This is a genomic window from Ureibacillus massiliensis 4400831 = CIP 108448 = CCUG 49529, assembly GCF_000772965.1.
Taxonomy (GTDB): Bacteria; Bacillota; Bacilli; order Bacillales_A; family Planococcaceae; genus Ureibacillus; species Ureibacillus massiliensis.
Map to the genome: position 1 here is coordinate 121,349 of NZ_JPVQ01000001.1, position 17,154 is coordinate 138,502.

18 protein-coding genes and 1 pseudogene are annotated in these 17,154 nt (G+C 36.4%); 13 read left to right on the top strand and 6 right to left on the bottom strand.

The annotated features are described in order from the left end of the window. Nucleotides 1–109: 109 nt before the first annotated feature. From CD30_RS00635 to CD30_RS00645, 3 genes are all read left to right on the top strand, one after another. Nucleotides 110–1,948, top strand: a complete 1,839-nt coding sequence (locus CD30_RS00635) for a cation:proton antiporter (RefSeq protein WP_036170950.1) — start codon at nt 110–112, stop codon at nt 1,946–1,948. 94 nt (nt 1,949–2,042) lie between these two features. Continuing rightward, nucleotides 2,043–2,597: an NADPH-dependent FMN reductase gene (locus CD30_RS00640; RefSeq protein WP_036170954.1), complete on the top strand. Its 555-nt coding sequence runs from the start codon at nt 2,043–2,045 to the stop codon at nt 2,595–2,597. 149 nt (nt 2,598–2,746) lie between these two features. After that, on the top strand, nt 2,747–3,586 hold the full coding sequence (locus CD30_RS00645; RefSeq protein ID WP_036170957.1) for a hypothetical protein: 840 nt from the start codon (nt 2,747–2,749) through the stop codon (nt 3,584–3,586). 264 nt (nt 3,587–3,850) lie between these two features. Here the strand turns inward: CD30_RS00645 and CD30_RS00650 are convergent, their stop codons facing one another. Further along, nucleotides 3,851–4,069, bottom strand: a complete 219-nt coding sequence (locus CD30_RS00650) for a hypothetical protein (RefSeq protein WP_036170960.1) — start codon at nt 4,067–4,069, stop codon at nt 3,851–3,853. 18 nt (nt 4,070–4,087) lie between these two features. Then, nucleotides 4,088–4,273: a DUF2642 domain-containing protein gene (locus tag CD30_RS00655; RefSeq protein ID WP_036170963.1), complete on the bottom strand. Its 186-nt coding sequence runs from the start codon at nt 4,271–4,273 to the stop codon at nt 4,088–4,090. Between the two features lie 149 nt (nt 4,274–4,422). Between CD30_RS00655 and CD30_RS00660 the strand changes: the two are divergent. From CD30_RS00660 to CD30_RS00670, 4 genes and pseudogenes are all read left to right on the top strand, one after another. Then, nucleotides 4,423–5,118: pseudogene (locus tag CD30_RS00660) on the top strand (glycosyltransferase family 2 protein). Continuing rightward, complete coding sequence (locus CD30_RS19990; protein WP_156962293.1) at nt 5,111–5,266, top strand: hypothetical protein; 156 nt, start codon at nt 5,111–5,113, stop codon at nt 5,264–5,266. The pseudogene CD30_RS00660 and the gene CD30_RS19990 overlap by 8 nt, the downstream one beginning before the upstream one ends. Nucleotides 5,267–5,283: 17 nt before the next feature. Further along, nucleotides 5,284–6,249 (top strand): glycosyltransferase, encoded by a 966-nt coding sequence (locus CD30_RS00665; RefSeq protein ID WP_235801985.1) that lies wholly within the window; start codon nt 5,284–5,286, stop codon nt 6,247–6,249. After that, on the top strand, nt 6,246–7,310 hold the full coding sequence (locus CD30_RS00670; protein ID WP_036170966.1) for a polysaccharide pyruvyl transferase family protein: 1,065 nt from the start codon (nt 6,246–6,248) through the stop codon (nt 7,308–7,310). Before CD30_RS00665 ends, CD30_RS00670 begins: the two co-directional genes overlap by 4 nt. Before the next feature lie 316 nt (nt 7,311–7,626). Here the strand turns inward: CD30_RS00670 and CD30_RS00675 are convergent, their stop codons facing one another. Further along, nucleotides 7,627–8,358 carry an SDR family oxidoreductase gene (locus CD30_RS00675; RefSeq protein ID WP_036170969.1) on the bottom strand — a complete coding sequence of 244 codons (732 nt, stop codon included), beginning with the start codon at nt 8,356–8,358 and terminating at the stop codon, nt 7,627–7,629. Nucleotide 8,359: 1 nt separating this feature from the next. Then, nucleotides 8,360–8,632, bottom strand: coding sequence for an Atu4866 domain-containing protein (locus tag CD30_RS00680; protein WP_036170972.1), 273 nt, complete (start codon nt 8,630–8,632; stop codon nt 8,360–8,362). 269 nt (nt 8,633–8,901) lie between these two features. On the opposite strand from CD30_RS00680, the gene CD30_RS00685 reads away from it, so the two are divergent. Together CD30_RS00685 and CD30_RS00690 are read left to right on the top strand one after the other, a co-directional pair. Continuing rightward, complete coding sequence (locus CD30_RS00685) at nt 8,902–9,783, top strand: AraC family transcriptional regulator (protein WP_170933626.1); 882 nt, start codon at nt 8,902–8,904, stop codon at nt 9,781–9,783. Nucleotides 9,784–10,060: 277 nt separating this feature from the next. Further along, the gene (locus CD30_RS00690) at nt 10,061–10,996 is read left to right on the top strand and encodes an NADP-dependent oxidoreductase (RefSeq protein WP_036170978.1); all 936 of its coding nucleotides are present in this window, start codon (nt 10,061–10,063) and stop codon (nt 10,994–10,996) included. A gap of 253 nt (nt 10,997–11,249) precedes the next feature. Here CD30_RS00690 and CD30_RS00695 read toward each other — a convergent pair whose 3' ends face one another. Both CD30_RS00695 and CD30_RS00700 read right to left on the bottom strand, forming a co-directional pair. After that, entirely contained in the window at nt 11,250–12,632 is a 1,383-nt protein-coding gene (locus CD30_RS00695; protein WP_036170981.1) for an MATE family efflux transporter, read from the bottom strand. A 194-nt stretch (nt 12,633–12,826) separates the two neighbouring features. Next, on the bottom strand, nt 12,827–13,642 hold the full coding sequence (locus CD30_RS00700) for a ZIP family metal transporter (protein WP_036170984.1): 816 nt from the start codon (nt 13,640–13,642) through the stop codon (nt 12,827–12,829). A 351-nt stretch (nt 13,643–13,993) separates the two neighbouring features. Here CD30_RS00700 and CD30_RS00705 point away from each other — a divergent pair, with 351 nt between their 5' ends. From CD30_RS00705 to CD30_RS00720, 4 genes are all read left to right on the top strand, one after another. Further along, nucleotides 13,994–14,308 carry a metal-sensing transcriptional repressor gene (locus tag CD30_RS00705; protein WP_036170987.1) on the top strand — a complete coding sequence of 105 codons (315 nt, stop codon included), beginning with the start codon at nt 13,994–13,996 and terminating at the stop codon, nt 14,306–14,308. A gap of 12 nt (nt 14,309–14,320) precedes the next feature. Further along, nucleotides 14,321–14,530: a copper ion binding protein gene (locus CD30_RS00710; RefSeq protein ID WP_036170990.1), complete on the top strand. Its 210-nt coding sequence runs from the start codon at nt 14,321–14,323 to the stop codon at nt 14,528–14,530. Nucleotides 14,531–14,588: 58 nt separating this feature from the next. Continuing rightward, complete coding sequence (gene copZ / locus CD30_RS00715) at nt 14,589–14,795, top strand: copper chaperone CopZ (RefSeq protein ID WP_036170995.1); 207 nt, start codon at nt 14,589–14,591, stop codon at nt 14,793–14,795. A 90-nt stretch (nt 14,796–14,885) separates the two neighbouring features. Then, nucleotides 14,886–17,108: a heavy metal translocating P-type ATPase gene (locus CD30_RS00720; protein ID WP_170933627.1), complete on the top strand. Its 2,223-nt coding sequence runs from the start codon at nt 14,886–14,888 to the stop codon at nt 17,106–17,108. Nucleotides 17,109–17,154: the final 46 nt, after the last annotated feature.

Below are 17,154 nucleotides of genomic sequence, written 5' to 3' on the forward strand. Positions count from 1 at the left end.
AGAATCTGTCTCGCAAATACTACATGTAGCAAATTAGTAAATAAGTTAAATGTAGAAAGAAATAATACAGAAAATTATATGAAGGTATACATAGAAAGGGGATGTAAAGATGCTAGAATCGACACTATTTCAAATTGCAGCAATGATTGGTCTTGGGGTGCTTTCGCAATGGATTGCATGGCGCTTTAGGCTTCCAGCTATCGTCATTATGTCTCTTGCAGGTTTAATCGTGGGTCCTTTTTTAGGATTATTCGACCCGCAAGATCGTTTTGGAGAGGTTTTTAATCCCGTTATTTCATTAGCTGTGGCGATTATTTTATTTGAGGGGAGTCTAAGCCTAGATTTTCGTGAAATTAAAGAGTTTCCTCGTGCAATATTTCGTATTACAACATTAGGTGCATTTATTGCTTGGATTGCCGGATCCTTTGCGGCATATTTCTTTGCAGGCTTATCACTAGATGTAGCATTTGTTATTGGCGGATTATTTATCGTGACGGGGCCGACAGTTATTTTGCCGCTTTTACGACAAGCAAAATTAAAGGAAAGACCAGCAGCCATTTTAAAATGGGAAGGGATTGTTGTAGACCCATTTGGCGCATTGCTAGCTTTATTTGCATTTGAAGTTGTCTTGTGGACAAACGAGCTAATTACAGGTAATTCATTACTTATTTTCTTTGGCTTATCGTTTTTAGCTGCTGCAATAGGGGCAGTAGCTGGTTGGGTACTTGGGAGATTATTAGAGCAAGGACATATTCCTGAGTTTTTAAAATCACCCATCGTATTTGGAGTTGTATTGATGGTATTTGTAGTAACCGATTCAATCATGCATGAAACGGGACTACTTGCCGTAACTGCCATGGGGATTATTATGGCTAACATGCATTTGACATCTTTACGAGACTTAATTCATTTTAAAGAAAATATTTCAGTATTGTTAATCTCTAGTGTATTTATTATGTTAACAGCTTCATTAACTATCGATACATTATTAGCGATACTGAATTGGCGGATGCTATTATTTGTTTTAGCGATGATGTTTATTGTTCGACCGCTTTCCATTTGGATATCCACAATTGGTACAGGGCTTACATTAGCAGAACGTACGTTAATTGGTTGGATAGCTCCTAGAGGGATCGTCGCATTAACGGTTTCAGGCTTTTTTGCAAATGCATTAACTGAAGCGGGCTTTGAAGGTGCTGATATTATTACAGCCTTAACATTGGCGCTTGTTTTTGCAACCGTACTTGCCCATGGATTTACAATTGGTTGGTTAGGGAAAAAGCTTGGCCTGCAGGCGACGGAAGAAGCAGGATTTTTAATTGTAGGTGGAACGCCCTTTAATGCTGTGTTAGGGGAAGCGTTAAAATCCTTTAACAAGCCTGTTTTATTAATGGACAGATCTTGGGGAATGCTTTCATATGCACGTCAATTGGGTATTAGAACAGAAGCTGGCGATATTCTTAGTGAGCATACTGAATATCATGTTGATTTAACACCTTATGAAATATTAATTGCAGCAACAGAGGAAGATGCTTATAATGCGTTAATCTGCCAGCGTTTTGTTCCAGAGTTAGGACGTGAAAACATTTTCCAAACACCTATTTCTATGGGGGATCCAAACGATTATAGTAAATCTATTGGTGGGAAGAAATTATTTTCTCCAGAATATGACGTTCATACATTAAATCGTTATATTGAAAAAGGATATATGATTCGAAAAACAATGATTACCGAACAGTATACTTTGGAAAACTTCCAACAGGATAATGGTTATGAAACAATTCCATTATTTACAGCGGATAAGGAAAACAATATCTCCTTTATAACGGATATAAAGAAGATATCCCTTGATCCAGGAACGACGATTGTTAGCTTAACATCTCCATCTAAAAAAATGGAAAAAGCTCTAGAAAAGGCGAATAATGTGCAATCTCAGCCAAAAGACTGAAATTTTTTCATTTAATACTAGTTCCCTACTACACATTAGTTGCATCTGTTACAATAACTAAATGGAATTAGATAATAGATGGAGGATACACATCATGAAAATTCTACTCGTAGATGGCACAGTATTTGGCACAAAAACAGGTGCGATATTACGACAGGTTGAACGATATATTAAAGAAATTGATAGTACTCTAGAACTCGAAATATTATATTTCGCAAAATTAAAACATCAAATTTTAGATGGTAGTCCTTTAAATGAGGATATGCAAATGATGATTGAGAAGATTGAAGAGGCAGATGGTTATGTTTTCGCAACACCAATCTATCAAGCATCGATTCCAGGTGTATTAAAAAACGCATTGGACATGATTTCTCCCAAAGCGATGCGTTATAAACCGGTATCTATCGTTGCAAGCGGTGGAACTTATCAGCACCATTTAGTTGTAGAAAATCAATTTAAACCAATACTTGATTATTTTAAATGCTTAGTGACACCAAACTATGTTTACACACATACCTCACATTTCGATAGGGATGATAACATCGTTGAAGAAAGTATTCATGAACGTCTTCGTGAATTAGCTCAAATATTTGTACAGTATTGCAAGCTTAGCGAAACATTACCTAAACAACCTATAGATAAGCATTAAAAAAGATGCATGACACAATCAATTGTTGTCATGCATCTTTTATCTACGAAAAACAATTTAGCTCATAACAATTACTAACGAATTAAACGAATGTACACCACCCAAGATTTTTGCATACTATAGTGATGAATGAATAGGGGGTGTATGAAATGGGATTGTTTATAAATAAAAAACAGCACCCAGATGTATTTAAAACAAACGGCGTTCTTATTGAACCTAATCAAGTAGAGTATTGCATAAATGCCTTTACGGAGTTTGTGAAAGAACAGCAAGATTCAAATAAAACACTTCATAAAGCGATTGATGGTGTAAATACTACTCAGGAGAAGATCCAGCTAAATCAAAATAGACAATGGCGTGAAATGGAACAACGCATTCTTGAAATAAAACATCTTCATCAAGCACATGAGAAGATTGAAAAACAAGTAGTTACATGGCTACAAAAACTTGAATCCAAGCAAGAGTCTCTCCAAGAAATTTTGAAATCAGAACAACAAGATAAGCAGCAGATGATGTCTCAAATGCAGCGACTAACATTTACTCAAGATGAAGTAATGAATCAATTACAGGAATTAGGAGAGGCGAAAGAGCAAGTAAAGGAACGATTGGATTATCTATCAACCTTCAGAGATGAAGTGATGAGCCAATTTGCACAAGTGACCGATTCTAATGACAGAGTAATTCAAAAAATTGATGAGCAAAGTGAAATCTATCAGCAAATTGCAAATAAAATTGATAATATTGAAGATACACAAAAAGAAGTAATGAACCGTGTAGATGGTCAAGAGGGTATTACTCAAAAAATCATACATCAAATTGATAATATTCGTTTCATTTTGTTTGAACGAACAAATTACTTAGAAGAAAAAATAGAGAAAATGTATCAACAGGCTGTGGATTATTTTCAAAAAGTGAAAACGGGCATAACCCAACCAGCCGATTATGTATTAACAAAAAGAAGTGAAGAACTTGAAGATCGAGATGTCTAGCCCTTTAAACCTATTGTTGGTTTGGAGGGTCTTTTTATTAAAGTGTAAGTGAGTTGGTCCTGTAGAAAAAGGGTTTGTCGCATTTCTTAACTAGTCTTAAAATTACATAAAACCCTTGGCAACTTCACCTGGGACGCCAAGGGTTGAAAAGACTTTAAGTTCGTTATAATAATTTTCGTTATTCATCTTAATTGAATGACCATATGCGTAACAGTATATATGGTGGTATGAAAAATCGGGATTACTCATTCTCTGATTTTAGATTTAAGATTGGTTTGCTGGTACTCGAATGAAACTAACCTGTGTTAATGGGATTACCACTCTGTTAGTCTCTCTTTCATATTCATCAGTCGAATCAGTTAGCCTAATAAAAGTACCCACTACTGATGATAGAACTCCTCTATACAATGTTTCGTCAACTGCTACACTTATTTCCTGACCAATATAAAGGTTAAGTTGTTGAGATAAAAAAAGCTGGAACAAATTAAACACCTCCTATTTTTAGTTAGATAGACTTTTAATACTTTCTATCGGTACAAAAACAAAATCAGTGCCTGATCTGAGAACGATATAAGTAGATTGAACTTCTACCAATACTCCACTAACAGTAGAAAATTCGGTTAATATTTCAACATCTGAACCTTCTAATGCTTTAAGAGCTAAACGAAGTTGCAACATAGTTACCATTGTTAATCTCCTTTCTTAGTTAAGTCTGTAAGAATTAAGTAAATGTAATAGAATTTTAATATTTCTTATTTTTTTTGAAAAATGAGTATTTCACACAGCAAATATAATAAAAATTTCATAGATTAACTAAGACTAAGGAGGTGAGAACTATGAAGGAAAGAGTAAAAGGATTAGTAAGTGTTGTTATTCCTTGTTATAATGCATCGCTTTTTATAGAAGATTGTTTAAACGGATTACTATCCCAAACTTATAAGAATATATAAGTAATCATAGTGAATGATGCCTCTACGGATAATACAATGACAGTAGTAGAACAATGGGTAAAAAAATCTAATCCGTCCTTTCCACTCATTTTATGTAATCTTCCTGTGAACGCAGGGTTTGCTGGGGCAATCACAACTGGATATTATATGAGTTCCGGAGAATATATTGCAGTAAATGATGCAGATGGTATTTCACATCCTTCTCGTTTTGAAAAGCAAATAGACTTTTTAGAAAAAAATCCTGATTACGATTTAATTGGAACGAATTATCAAGTCTTTAGTGATGTAAATAACAAGAAAGGTCAAGTAGCTAATTGGCTCCGTTACGGAGATTCTATACGAAAGATTTATGCTGAAGGAGGACACTGTGTTTGTCATGGAACAATATTATTCCGTGGGAAGGCATTTGATTTACTAGGTGGTCCAACTAGAAGAATTACTGGTGCAGAGGACTATGAATTTATCGTAAAATTCTTGAATGCCAATTTAAAAATTAACAATTTAAGAGATATCTTATATTTCTATCGCTCCCATGATAAACAACGTTCTAAACAATTTTATGGAGGTGAAAAAATTGGCTAATGAGAGAGTATTGCTAGTCATCGATGGACTATACATCGGGGGGACTGAAACCCATGTACTGGAATTGGCCAAGGAGTTAATTAAAAACAACGTATTTGTTTCAATCGTAGCTAGGAAGGAAGTTTACTTAGTTATTTTAAAGAGTTAAATTGTCCAATTTATCATATTGATTTTCCCCGTACGTTAAAGCTTGAAAATACTCATGAGAATAAGCTGGTGGAGGAAATAGAAAGGATTATTGAAACTGAAAAAATAAACCTTGTTCACTTTCACCAGACACCTTCCGGTTACTTATCGGGCATGGCCGCAAAGAATAAAGGGGTTCCAACAATTTTTACGGTACACGGAACATACTATCCAAACCATGAAATTCAAAGGCTTCTGAAATTATCTGATTTTGTTATTTGCGTTAGTCCTCCGATATGCGATTATATAAGTTCATTCGGTGTAGAGGATACCCATCTGATTCCGAATGGTATTAATTTAGAAGATTACCCAACTAATCGAACTTCGGAAGAATTAAAAAAAAATTTGAAAATACCGGAAGATTCTATTGTAGTAACTTATGCAAGCAGGATAGCTTGGGCAAAGGCTAAAGCTTGCTCAATGTTTCTAAGAGCTTGCAAGGATTTAAAAATAAACCCTGTTCCCAATCTTCACGTCGTAGTTGTAGGTGGAGGAAATAGGCTCAATGATATTAAAAATTTAGCGCATTATATTGAAAATTTGTGTAATCGTTCTTTCATTCATATCGTTGGGGAACAAAAAGATATGCATCCTTATTACTCAATAGCAGATTGTGTGGTAGGAACTGGACGTGTAGCCTTAGAAGCGATGGCCTCGGAAAAAACAGTGTTAACTGTGGGGAACCATGGCTTCTTTGGAGTTGTTACCAAAGAGAATATAGGTGAGGCATGGGAACATTATTTCGGAGATCACGGATCAAAGTCACCTTGTAGTAGACATGTTTTACGGGACAGTTTAAAGAAGATTTTGTTGGATAAAGAATATCTAAAGTTAAATGGAATTGAATCAAGAGAAATAGTAGTGGAAAAGTTCAATATCCAGAATATCTCAAAAGAAATATTGAAAATCTACTCTGAAGCAATAAAAGGAGGAAGTAAAGGTTGAAAAAACTCCTATACATTGGTTGGATTGGCTTTAATAACTTAGGAGATGAATTATTGTGGAACATCTTTAAAAATACTTGTAGAAAATATTTTAAAGATGATGAAATTGAGATTACTCCTTCTGTACCCAGTGTTGATTTAAAAAATCTTGATAAATTTGACATCGTAGTGTTAGGAGGAGGTTCTCTTTTGTTACCGGGGTATCTTCAAGTCCTCCAAAATGCCTTGCATAAGGGAAAATCGGTTATCATTTGGGGGACAGGATTAGACTGGATTGGGAAGGAAAATTTGGATTTACTATTAGAAGATAAATTGCTTTCCTTAGAGCAAAACTTTAAACAAAAGGACATTGAGGTTTTAGAAGAGGTAATTGAAAAAGCATTGTTTATAGGGGTTAGAGGTCCATTAACAAAAAAGGCTATTGAAATTATGCTCGGAAATGAAAAATCTAAGAAAGTCCAGTTAATAGGGGATCCTGGTTTATTATTAGAGGGGCATTTTCAAGGTAGGCGTGGTGAAAAGGAAAAAGTCATTGGCATAAACTGGGGAACTACATTCAATCGCCTATACGGTGGAAATGAAAAGTTAGTGGAGAAACAAATCGTTAAAACAGCAAAGAAATTAATTGCAAAAGGCTATAAAATCATGATTTATACGGTATGGCCAAGTGATATTCCATCTTGTGAAAGATTATACAAAAGTATAAATAATCCTGAAAATGTCGAAATTGATAAAAATCGCTATACAGAACAGGAATTAATAGAAAAATTATCAAAGTGTAGGGCAACAATTAATTTTAAACTTCACGCAAACTTATTATCTCTAGCAGCTGGTGTACCAGCAATAGCCTTAGGTTATCGCTTTAAAGTATTTGATTATGCTGCATCACTTGGGTTAGAACATTTAGTCGTTTCTGCGGATTCTTTAAATTTAACACAAGAATTATTAGAGCGTGTAGAGATTATCGAGAATACTGGAGAAACCATTCTCAAACAATACCAATCCAAAAAAACTAACTATATACCACTTTTAGAATCAATATTTACTAGTGATACTTTATAAGCTTTGCCTTTGAATACCTTTCAAATCCTTTATGAAGTGTGAGCTTTTATCAAATAAAAATTGATGATATCAATAAAAATCCGTGATCCTAAGAAATTAGGTAACGGATTTTTCATTGCGGGAGCATACGTAATTAATACCAGCCCCCGCTATTTTGTTAATCATTACACAATGAACTAATAGGGGAACAAAGACAGGTATTATTTTATGGTCTGCTTTACATAAGCTTGCAAGTGATAATACAGGCCATAACTTTTAGAATAAGGGAAACAACCAGAAGCTTTAGTTAACTAATCTATAAAAGAAAGGAGATTGTCTACATTGATGGTTTAATGATCAGTTCACTTACATCGACATAATCAGGTTGCTCTAGTGCATAGACGATAGCATTGGCAATAGCTGTTGCTGGCAGAGCGGTACGTCGGTATTCCTTCATTAGTTCCCTTGCATTGTTGTCGGTAATGCTCTCAGCAAGTTCTGATTCGGTTACTCCTGGGGATACAAGTGTCACACGGATACCTTGCCCTACTGTCTCTTGTCGCAATCCATCTGTTATTGCACGTACGGCATATTTAGTCGCGCAGTAGACAGCTGCTGTCGGGGATACTTCGTAGGCACCAATGGATGCGATGTTTATGAAATGACCGAAACCTTGTTTTTTCATAACCGGCAGACCAGTAGCAATGCCATGAAGGACACCGCGAATATTCACATCAATCATTCGGTTCCATTCTTCAATCTTCAATGCTTCTAGTGGAGAGAGCGGCATCACCCCAGCATTGTTAATAATAGCGTCCACTTGTCCAAAACGACTTTGGGCTATTTCAATGATTGCTTGCATCTGTTCTAATTCGGTTACGTCTAGCTGTTGAATGACTACAGAACCACCATCCCCTTGAATGTCGGATGCCAATGCCTCTAGTCTTTCCACACGTCTTGCACCGATGACTACATGAGCGCCCATGCTTGCAAGCAGTCGGGCTGTTGTTTCACCAATACCGCTGCTTGCTCCTGTTATCACAACGACTTTTCCATTAAGTGCTGACATCTTATTTTCTCCCTTCGCTGTCTTCTTCTAGATATAGCACCATACCTGCATGGTAAAGTACTCCGTTGATAAAATTACCATCGGCAGTAAATCCTGTATCATCAACATATTCGATATGGTTGCCATTGATAATATAGTTTCCTTGATAGGCACTTTTGCGGTTACCACGAGCTTCATCATAGCGTCCGTTCGGAAGTAGTTCGTGTCGTATATAACCATCCGCGGTCACCCAAATACCTATATAAGGATGAGAATTTTCATGTTCTTTTTTCATTTTATAAACTCCCTTCACATTTAAACGATGAATGGCACTCATGTCTTGGTAGGATTTAAATGTAAATACAGTGAACGAAAGACATACATACATAAACTTGATTAATCACTTACCATCCAATTGAAGTGTCACATCATAATCTCATTATGAAACTTTGCTCTAAAGAGGGGGTAGTCGAAAGTTATACAATTATTGCCTAATCCTCCAAAAAGTATAGTATAGTAAAAAAAGAATTTATTAATGTTTCCGAAGAGATGGAGGATTGGTTTATGGAGGGAATCAAAGAGTTAGCAGAGTTGATTGAGCGAAATGTAAAGATGGATGGAACGTATGAGACATCTATACCAGGGTTGCAGTTTATTCGTACTTCCCAAATTTCTGAACCTGTTTACTCTGTTTATGAACCTTCCTTATGCGTTGTGGCTCAAGGTTCAAAATTGGTCATCCTTGGGAAGGAAAGCTATCAGTACGACTCTGCCAGTTATTTAACTGCTTCCGTTCATTTGCCAATCACTGGGCAGATTTTAAAAGCTTCACCCGAAGAACCTTATTTATGTATAAATTTGCAGCTTGATATGAATCAGATATTCGAAGTCGTTCAATCATCGAATCAAGAAATTTCTAGTGAATCCCCAGGGCGTGCTCTAGTGGTCAGCCTTATAAATGACTCGCTTCTTGAAGCGGTAATACGTCTTGTAAAGCTATTAGAGACGCCGCAGGATATACCAGTCCTTGCAACCAGTATCAAACGTGAGATTATCTACCGGGTTCTACAGAACGATCAGTATGATACATTGAAGCATTTTGCCCTTGTAGGTAGTCAGGCACAACGGATTGCAAAGGTGATTGGGATGTTGAATCATAAATTCATGGAGCCGTTAAAAGTGGACGAATTGGCGAGAGAAGCCAAAATGAGCTCTTCATCCTTCTACAATCATTTTAAGGAGGTCACGGGTATGAGCCCAATCCAGTATCAGAAACAGCTTCGCTTACAGGAAGCACGCCGACTTCTTTTAACAGAAAACTTAGAAGCGGCTGAGGCAGCGTTCCAGGTAGGTTATGAAAGTCCATCGCATTTCAGTCGGGAATACAGCCGTAAGTTTGGCTTGCCTCCAATGAAAGACATACAACGTTTGCGAGAAATGTTTTAATCAAAGGAAACTTCTGTTTATAAAAGGTAGAGGGGACACAACTCTATTATTTTTTAATATGAGGCCAAAACTTATTATTATTAAACAAATTATTAAAGTAGTAAGATAGAAATGATTTTTATGAGAGCTTCAGTTGCAATGTCCTTAACACTCGTACGCGATTTTGTTAAGCTATCTACTGTAAAACAATTAGAAAATCCTAAGTAGTTTTTAAGGAATGGCATTTTAGGAAGAAACGAATACTAAGCTAAAGAGATTTAAAAAAGGAGTGCTATTCATGCGTGCAGTTGTTATCAATGAATATGGTAATAAAGATGTGTTAGTAGAGCAGGAGTTACCGAAACCGGAAATAAAAGCAAACCAAGTACTTGTGGAGGTTTATGCAACATCCATTAACCCAATTGATTGGAAGCTTCGTGCGGGTTATTTGAAAGCGATGCTAGATTGGACATTCCCGATCATCCTTGGTTGGGATGTTGCTGGGAAGATTGTTGAGGTTGGAGACGAGGTGAAACATTTTCAGGTCGGGGATGAAGTATTTGCACGACCAGATACTACTCCGAATGGAACATACGCGGAATTTACAACTGTAGATGAAGATTTACTGGCTAAAAAGCCTAGTAACCTAACATTTGAAGAAGCTGCCTCTATTCCGTTAGCAGGCCTAACTGCTTGGCAATGTTTAGTAGATGAGACAAAAGTAAAGCAAGGAGATAAAGTGCTTATCCAAGCTGGAGCTGGTGGTGTCGGAAGTTTGGCCATACAAATGGCAAAACATTTAGGTGCCTATGTTGCTACAACAGCAAGCGGAAAAAATGAAGGATATGTAAAACAGCTTGGTGCAGACAAATTCATTAATTACCGTGAACAACAATTCGAGGAAGAATTAAGTGATTATGATGTGGTCATTGATACAATGGGTGGCGATATTTTAAATAAAAGCTTCCAAATACTAAAACCGGGTGGCAGACTAGTAACAATTGCCGGACAACCAGATCCAGCGTTAATAGAAAAGCACCAAGTAACGGCAAGCTCCTATTGGTTAACGCCAAATGGGAAACAGTTAGCTGAAATAGGTGAACTACTGGAAAAAGGAATCGTTAAGCCACAAGTCGGTAGTGTTTTTGGCTTTTCAGCAGAAGCGTTACAAGAAGCACATGAGCTAAGTGAAACAAATCATGCTAAAGGGAAAATCGTCATTAAAGTGAAATAATTTGGATAGTCCCCGCGCATTAACTGTTAGAAGGATTCAACCTAGAAAAAAGAGAACCTCCTAGCAGTACAAGATACCATTTAAAAAATGAATATTTAATCATTGGGCGCTTTCCATAAGGAAATGCGCTTTTTTCTTATAGATTTAAATTTTAATCCAACTTTTTTTCACAGCAACAATAAAAAACTGTTGAAAACTCAAAGATATTCGAGTTTATCAACAGTCAAGTTGTTCATTAGCAAAGTTTATATGATTAGATTGATTCGACTACTTCCTTTTCTTTCTGCGGTGTTACTAGTGAATAGCGCTCCCATTTTCGGCCTTTCCATCTAAAGAATACGATGATTGCTCGGCACCATTCATCTGCGGTAATAGCAAGCCAAACACCAACTAATCCCATATCAAGTACGAAAACGAGCAAATAGCCAAGGGGCAAGCTCATGCAAACCATAGATAAAAATCCAATTTTTACAGGGAAGCGAGCATCTCCCGTAGCGCGCAATGTATTGATAATTGTTATATTGATCGTTCTACCTGTCTCAAGTAATACACTCAACAACAGAACCGATGCACCTAACTGAATAACCTCTGGATTATCTGTAAATACATCCATCAACGTTTCTCGGAAAAATGTCACTACTGCAACCATGACCAACGTGAAAATCATAGCGACTTTGACACTAACCCAAAGTTGTTGATAGGCTTCTTCTTGTTTACCTGCCCCAACTAAACGACCGACAATAATAGAGGTCCCCATCCCAATGGCTATAGCAAACAAGTAAGTGAACATTGAAATATTCACAGCGTATTGACGAGCAGCCAAAGCTTCAGTACCCAAGTATGTTATATAGTATAAAAATACAACTTGGCAGACTTGATACATGATTTGTTCAAGGGCACTTGGAACCCCGATTGCTAAAATTTTCTTCACATATTCTTTTGGAAATGTAATGAAGTTCTTCCATCGTACCTTTATTTCAAGCACCTGATAATATAACCAAATGAAAATAAACACGGCAATTAATCGGCTAAATACAGAAGAAATCGCTGCACCTTGAACACCTAGTTCTGGAGCACCAAAATGTCCAAAGATTAAAATGTAGTTACCAACAACGTGAATAATATTCATGCCGAGAGAGACATACATCGTCTGCTTTGTTTGACCATGTACTCGAATAATTGCAGCGAGAGAATTAATAATAGCTTGAAGGAATATTCCGCCTCCGATAATGATTAAATAACCTTGTGCATGGGCTAGCACATCTCCCTGTAAATTCATCATGATCATTAAATGACTTGAAGAAATGATGAAAATGGCAGACATAATTAAGCCAACGACTAAGTTTAATGATATGGCTAATGCAGAAATTTTTGTCGCTTCTATTAAACGGCGTGAACCTAAATATTGAGAAACAACAATCGCAGCACCATTACCAACTACTTCTAAAATAAGTATCGCAATATGAATATATTGGTTAGCCGTTCCAACGCCCGAAACTGCATCATCTGATACGGCAGCTAACATAAATGTATCTGCGATTCCCATTAACATAAATAGGAATATTTCTAAAAAGATAGGCCAAGTTAAATGAATAAGACTTAGCTTCTCTTTTGGTTGTTGTATTGCTTCGGACATTAAACACCCTGCTTTCTTTATGAAGTTTTAAAATTTGATTTACCACAAGTAAAGATATTATCAAAATTCAATGTAAGTTTCTATGAGTATTTTGTATTGAAATATTAATTTTGTTTTTTAAAGATTGGAAGGCAAAATAAATGTTCCATCGACACATTTAAAGGTCAATGGAACATTTAATCAATCTAAATTGTTTAACCTAAGGCAACATCTAATATCATCATAATCGTAAAGCCAAGCATTAGGCTCACGACAGCTAGGTCCTGATTACCATTTTCCTGAGAACTTGGAATCACTTCTTCTGCAACGACGAAAATCATTGCGCCTGCTGCAAAGGCTAATGCAAGCGGTAATAATGGCTCGACATAAGCAACAGCTAAAAATCCAAGCACTGCCGATATCGGTTCAACCATTCCAGAGAATTGACCAAACATAAAGCTCTTTCTTCGAGACATACCATCTCGCAATAACGGCATTGATACGGCCACACCCTCTGGTATATTTTGAACACCGATCCCGATTGCTAATGCTAAAGCTCCGGCAAGGGAAGCAGAAGGGGAGCCAATTGCTACAGCGCCAAATGATACACCAATGGCAAGTCCTTCTGGAATATTATGAAGAGTGATGGCAAACACAAGCAAGGTACTTCGTTTCCTTTTTTTCGGCAAAATACCTTCAGCACTTTTCATAGGTGCATTTGGATGAAGGTGAGGGAGCAATTTATCTACAGAAAAAAGAAACATCCCACCGAGTATAAAGCCGATTGCAACAGGTACCCATGCAGGATATCGGCTTCCTTCAGCCATTTCAAGCGCTGGTGATAATAAAGACCAAAAGCTTGCTGCAATCATGACGCCGCCTGCAAAGCCTAGCATAAAATCTAAATATTTTTGACTGAATTTTTTCGTTGTAAAAACTAGTGCAGCCCCTAATGCTGTCATTCCCCAAGTGAAAATGGTTGCAGCGATTACTTGTTGCAATGGACCTAACTCCATAAAGAAATCTAGCATCTTTCGTCACCTCTTTAATTTTTACAAACAATATTGTGACATGTATCTTAAGGAAAAATATTAAGCTTAACTTATACATAAGTCAAAACAATAATCTTTATGAATGTATAGCTTAAAATGATTTCATAAAGAAATTCTAGACAGACTAGAACAATCATTTTTTCTCACCCGAGCTTGTTTTAAGAAAACTCACTCCCCGATGAAGGCACTTCTTAAGTTTTTTATTATTTAAATCCAAACATCATCTTTCCCATATTGAAAAAAATACAAACTATATGTGGAATCGTTGACATACCCCATAAGGGTACATATAATAAGGGTGAGAAATGGAGGTTGATTACACTGGAGAATATGAACGAACAACATTGTCACTCGGACTCTTCTAACCGAAAAAGTCATCATCCAGAGCATATTAAAAAAGATTTAATGAATCGTTTAAACCGTATTGAAGGCCAAGTGCGTGGTATAAAGGGAATGGTTGAACGAGACGTTTATTGCGATGATATAATAACCCAACTCTCAGCTACACAATCTGCATTAAACAGTGTTGCAAAAGTTTTATTGCAATGGCATTTAAAAGGTTGTGTCGTAGATAGATTGAATGATGGCGATGAAGAGGTTCTAGATGAACTAATCGTAACGATACAAAAAATGATGAAAAAATAGGTGGTGATTTAAATGGATCAAATAACACTAAAAGTAAAAGGAATGACTTGTGGAGGGTGTAAAAAATCCGTTGAAACAGGAGTTGCTTCACTATCAGGTGTTGAACATGTAAATGTTGAATTAGAAACAGGAAAAGTAGATGTTTCTTTCAATGAAGGGCAAGTAGATATTGCACAAATTAAATCTGCCATTCAAAAGAAAGGATATTTTGTAGAAGCATAATAAATTTTTTTATTTCAAATATACCCCTATATCGTATATAAAAGGAGCAAATACTAAAATGGAAAATATAACGTTAAACGTAAAAGGAATGTCTTGTGGCCACTGTGTAAATGCTGTTGAAGGAAGTGTTGGTGCACTGGATGGTGTATCACAAGTAAATGTAAATCTTGAATCAGGTCAAGTAAGTGTTGCATTTGATAATGAAAAAGTAACAATAGAACAAATTAAAGAAACAATAGACGATCAAGGCTATGATGTTGAATAAATAAGTGGACCACCTATGGAAGAGTGCTTTCATAAGCACTCTATTTCTTCATAAGGAATATACCCCCTGGTGGTAAAAGAGGTGGATAATATGAGTTCAGAAATCAAAGAGCTTAAAGAAGCAAACTTACAAATTACAGGAATGACTTGTGCCGCTTGTGCAAATCGTATTGAAAAGGGACTTAATAAGCTAGATGGTATTACTTTAGCAAATGTCAACCTTGCTCTTGAAAATGCTGTTGTCGAATTTAATCCTTCAGAGGTATCCGTTACTGACATCATTTCACGAGTTGAAAAATTAGGATACGGTGCGCATATTAAAGAAGATAATAATGAAAATGTTGATTATCGTGAACAAGCAATAAAAAAACAAAAATCAAAATTCATCATCTCAGCAATATTATCAATACCATTGTTATGGACGATGGTAGGTCACTTTTCCTTTACATCGTTTTTATATGTTCCAAATTTTCTTATGAATCCATGGGTGCAAATGATCCTTGCAACACCAGTTCAATTCCTAATTGGATGGCAGTTTTATGTAAGTGCGTATAAAGCATTGCGAAACGGTAGTGCGAATATGGATGTACTAGTGGTCATGGGAACCTCAGCGGCTTATTTTTACAGTGTATATCAAGCGATTATTACTTACGGACATGAACATCATCCGCAGCTTTATTTTGAAACAAGTGCTGTATTAATTACTTTAATCTTATTAGGTAAATTATTTGAGGCAAAAGCGAAAGGGCGATCTTCTGAAGCTATAAAAAAACTTATGGGCTTGCAGGCAAAAACAGCTCTAGTTCTCAGAGATGGACTTGAAAAAGAGATTCCTTTAGAAGAAGTAATCATTGGTGATGCTATTCTTGTAAAACCCGGTGAGAAAATACCTGTAGATGGTGAAGTAATCGAAGGCAATTCTGCAGTCGATGAATCCATGTTAACAGGTGAAAGCATTCCTGTTGATAAAAACGTTGGATCACAAATTTATGGGTCAACAATTAATAAAAACGGCTTTATCAAAATGAAAGCAACGAAAATTGGTCGAGACACAGCTTTAGCTCAAATTATTAAGGTGGTCGAAGATGCACAAGGCTCAAAAGCACCGATTCAGCGATTAGCAGATAAAATTTCAGGTATTTTTGTTCCAATTGTAATAGGTATTGCAATCCTTACATTTATCATTTGGATTGTCTTAGTTGCACCGGGAGAATTTACTCCTGCACTAGAAGCACTTATCGCGGTACTTGTGATCGCGTGTCCATGTGCGCTTGGACTGGCAACACCAACTTCTATAATGGCTGGTTCTGGTCGAGCAGCAGAATTAGGCATTTTATTTAAAGGTGGAGAACACCTTGAACAGACTCAACATATTAACACAGTTGTTGTGGATAAAACAGGTACTGTGACAAAAGGAACACCTGAATTAACAGATGTTTATGTTGAAGATGGTATTAATAAAGAGGAATTCCTATCATTCATTGGAGCAAGTGAAAAACAATCTGAACATCCTCTCGCTCAAGCTATTGTCAAAGGAATTGAAGAACAGGGGATTAATATAAAAACAGTTCAACAATTTGAAGCAATACCTGGATACGGTGTAAGAGCGGTTATCGAGAATAAGGAAATCGTAATCGGTACAAGAAAATTAATGAACCAATATAAAATAGATATAACACATGTCATGAGTTTGATGGAGGAATTAGAAGAGAGCGGCAAAACGGCTATGCTTGCAAGTATTGATGGGGAATATGCAGGACTAGTTGCTGTAGCTGATACAATAAAAGAAACTTCTAAACGAGCAATTCAAAGACTGCAAAAAATGGGTATTGAGGTCATTATGATGACTGGTGATAATGTAAGAGCGGCAAAAGCGATTGGTAAAAGCGTTGGTGTAAATGAAGTAATTGCTGAAGTTCTACCTGAAGGAAAAGCGGAAGAAGTGAAAAAACTACAAGCACAAGGTAAGAAAGTTGCAATGGTAGGTGATGGCATAAATGATGCGCCTGCACTTGCAGTTGCTGATATAGGGATGGCTATAGGTACTGGGACAGATGTAGCGATGGAAGCAGCAGATATTACTTTAATACGTGGGGATTTAAACAGTATTGCGGATGCAATTATTATGAGCCATAAGACAATGAGAAATATTAAACAAAACTTATTTTGGGCATTTGGTTACAACACATTAGGCATCCCAATAGCAGCAGCTGGTTTTCTTGCTCCTTGGGTTGCTGGAGCTGCGATGGCCTTTAGCTCAGTATCTGTTGTATTAAATGCATTAAGATTACAACGAATAAAACTTGAAAAATAAATATAACGATGGGCTTTTAACAATCTTGTTAAGAGCTCATTTTTTT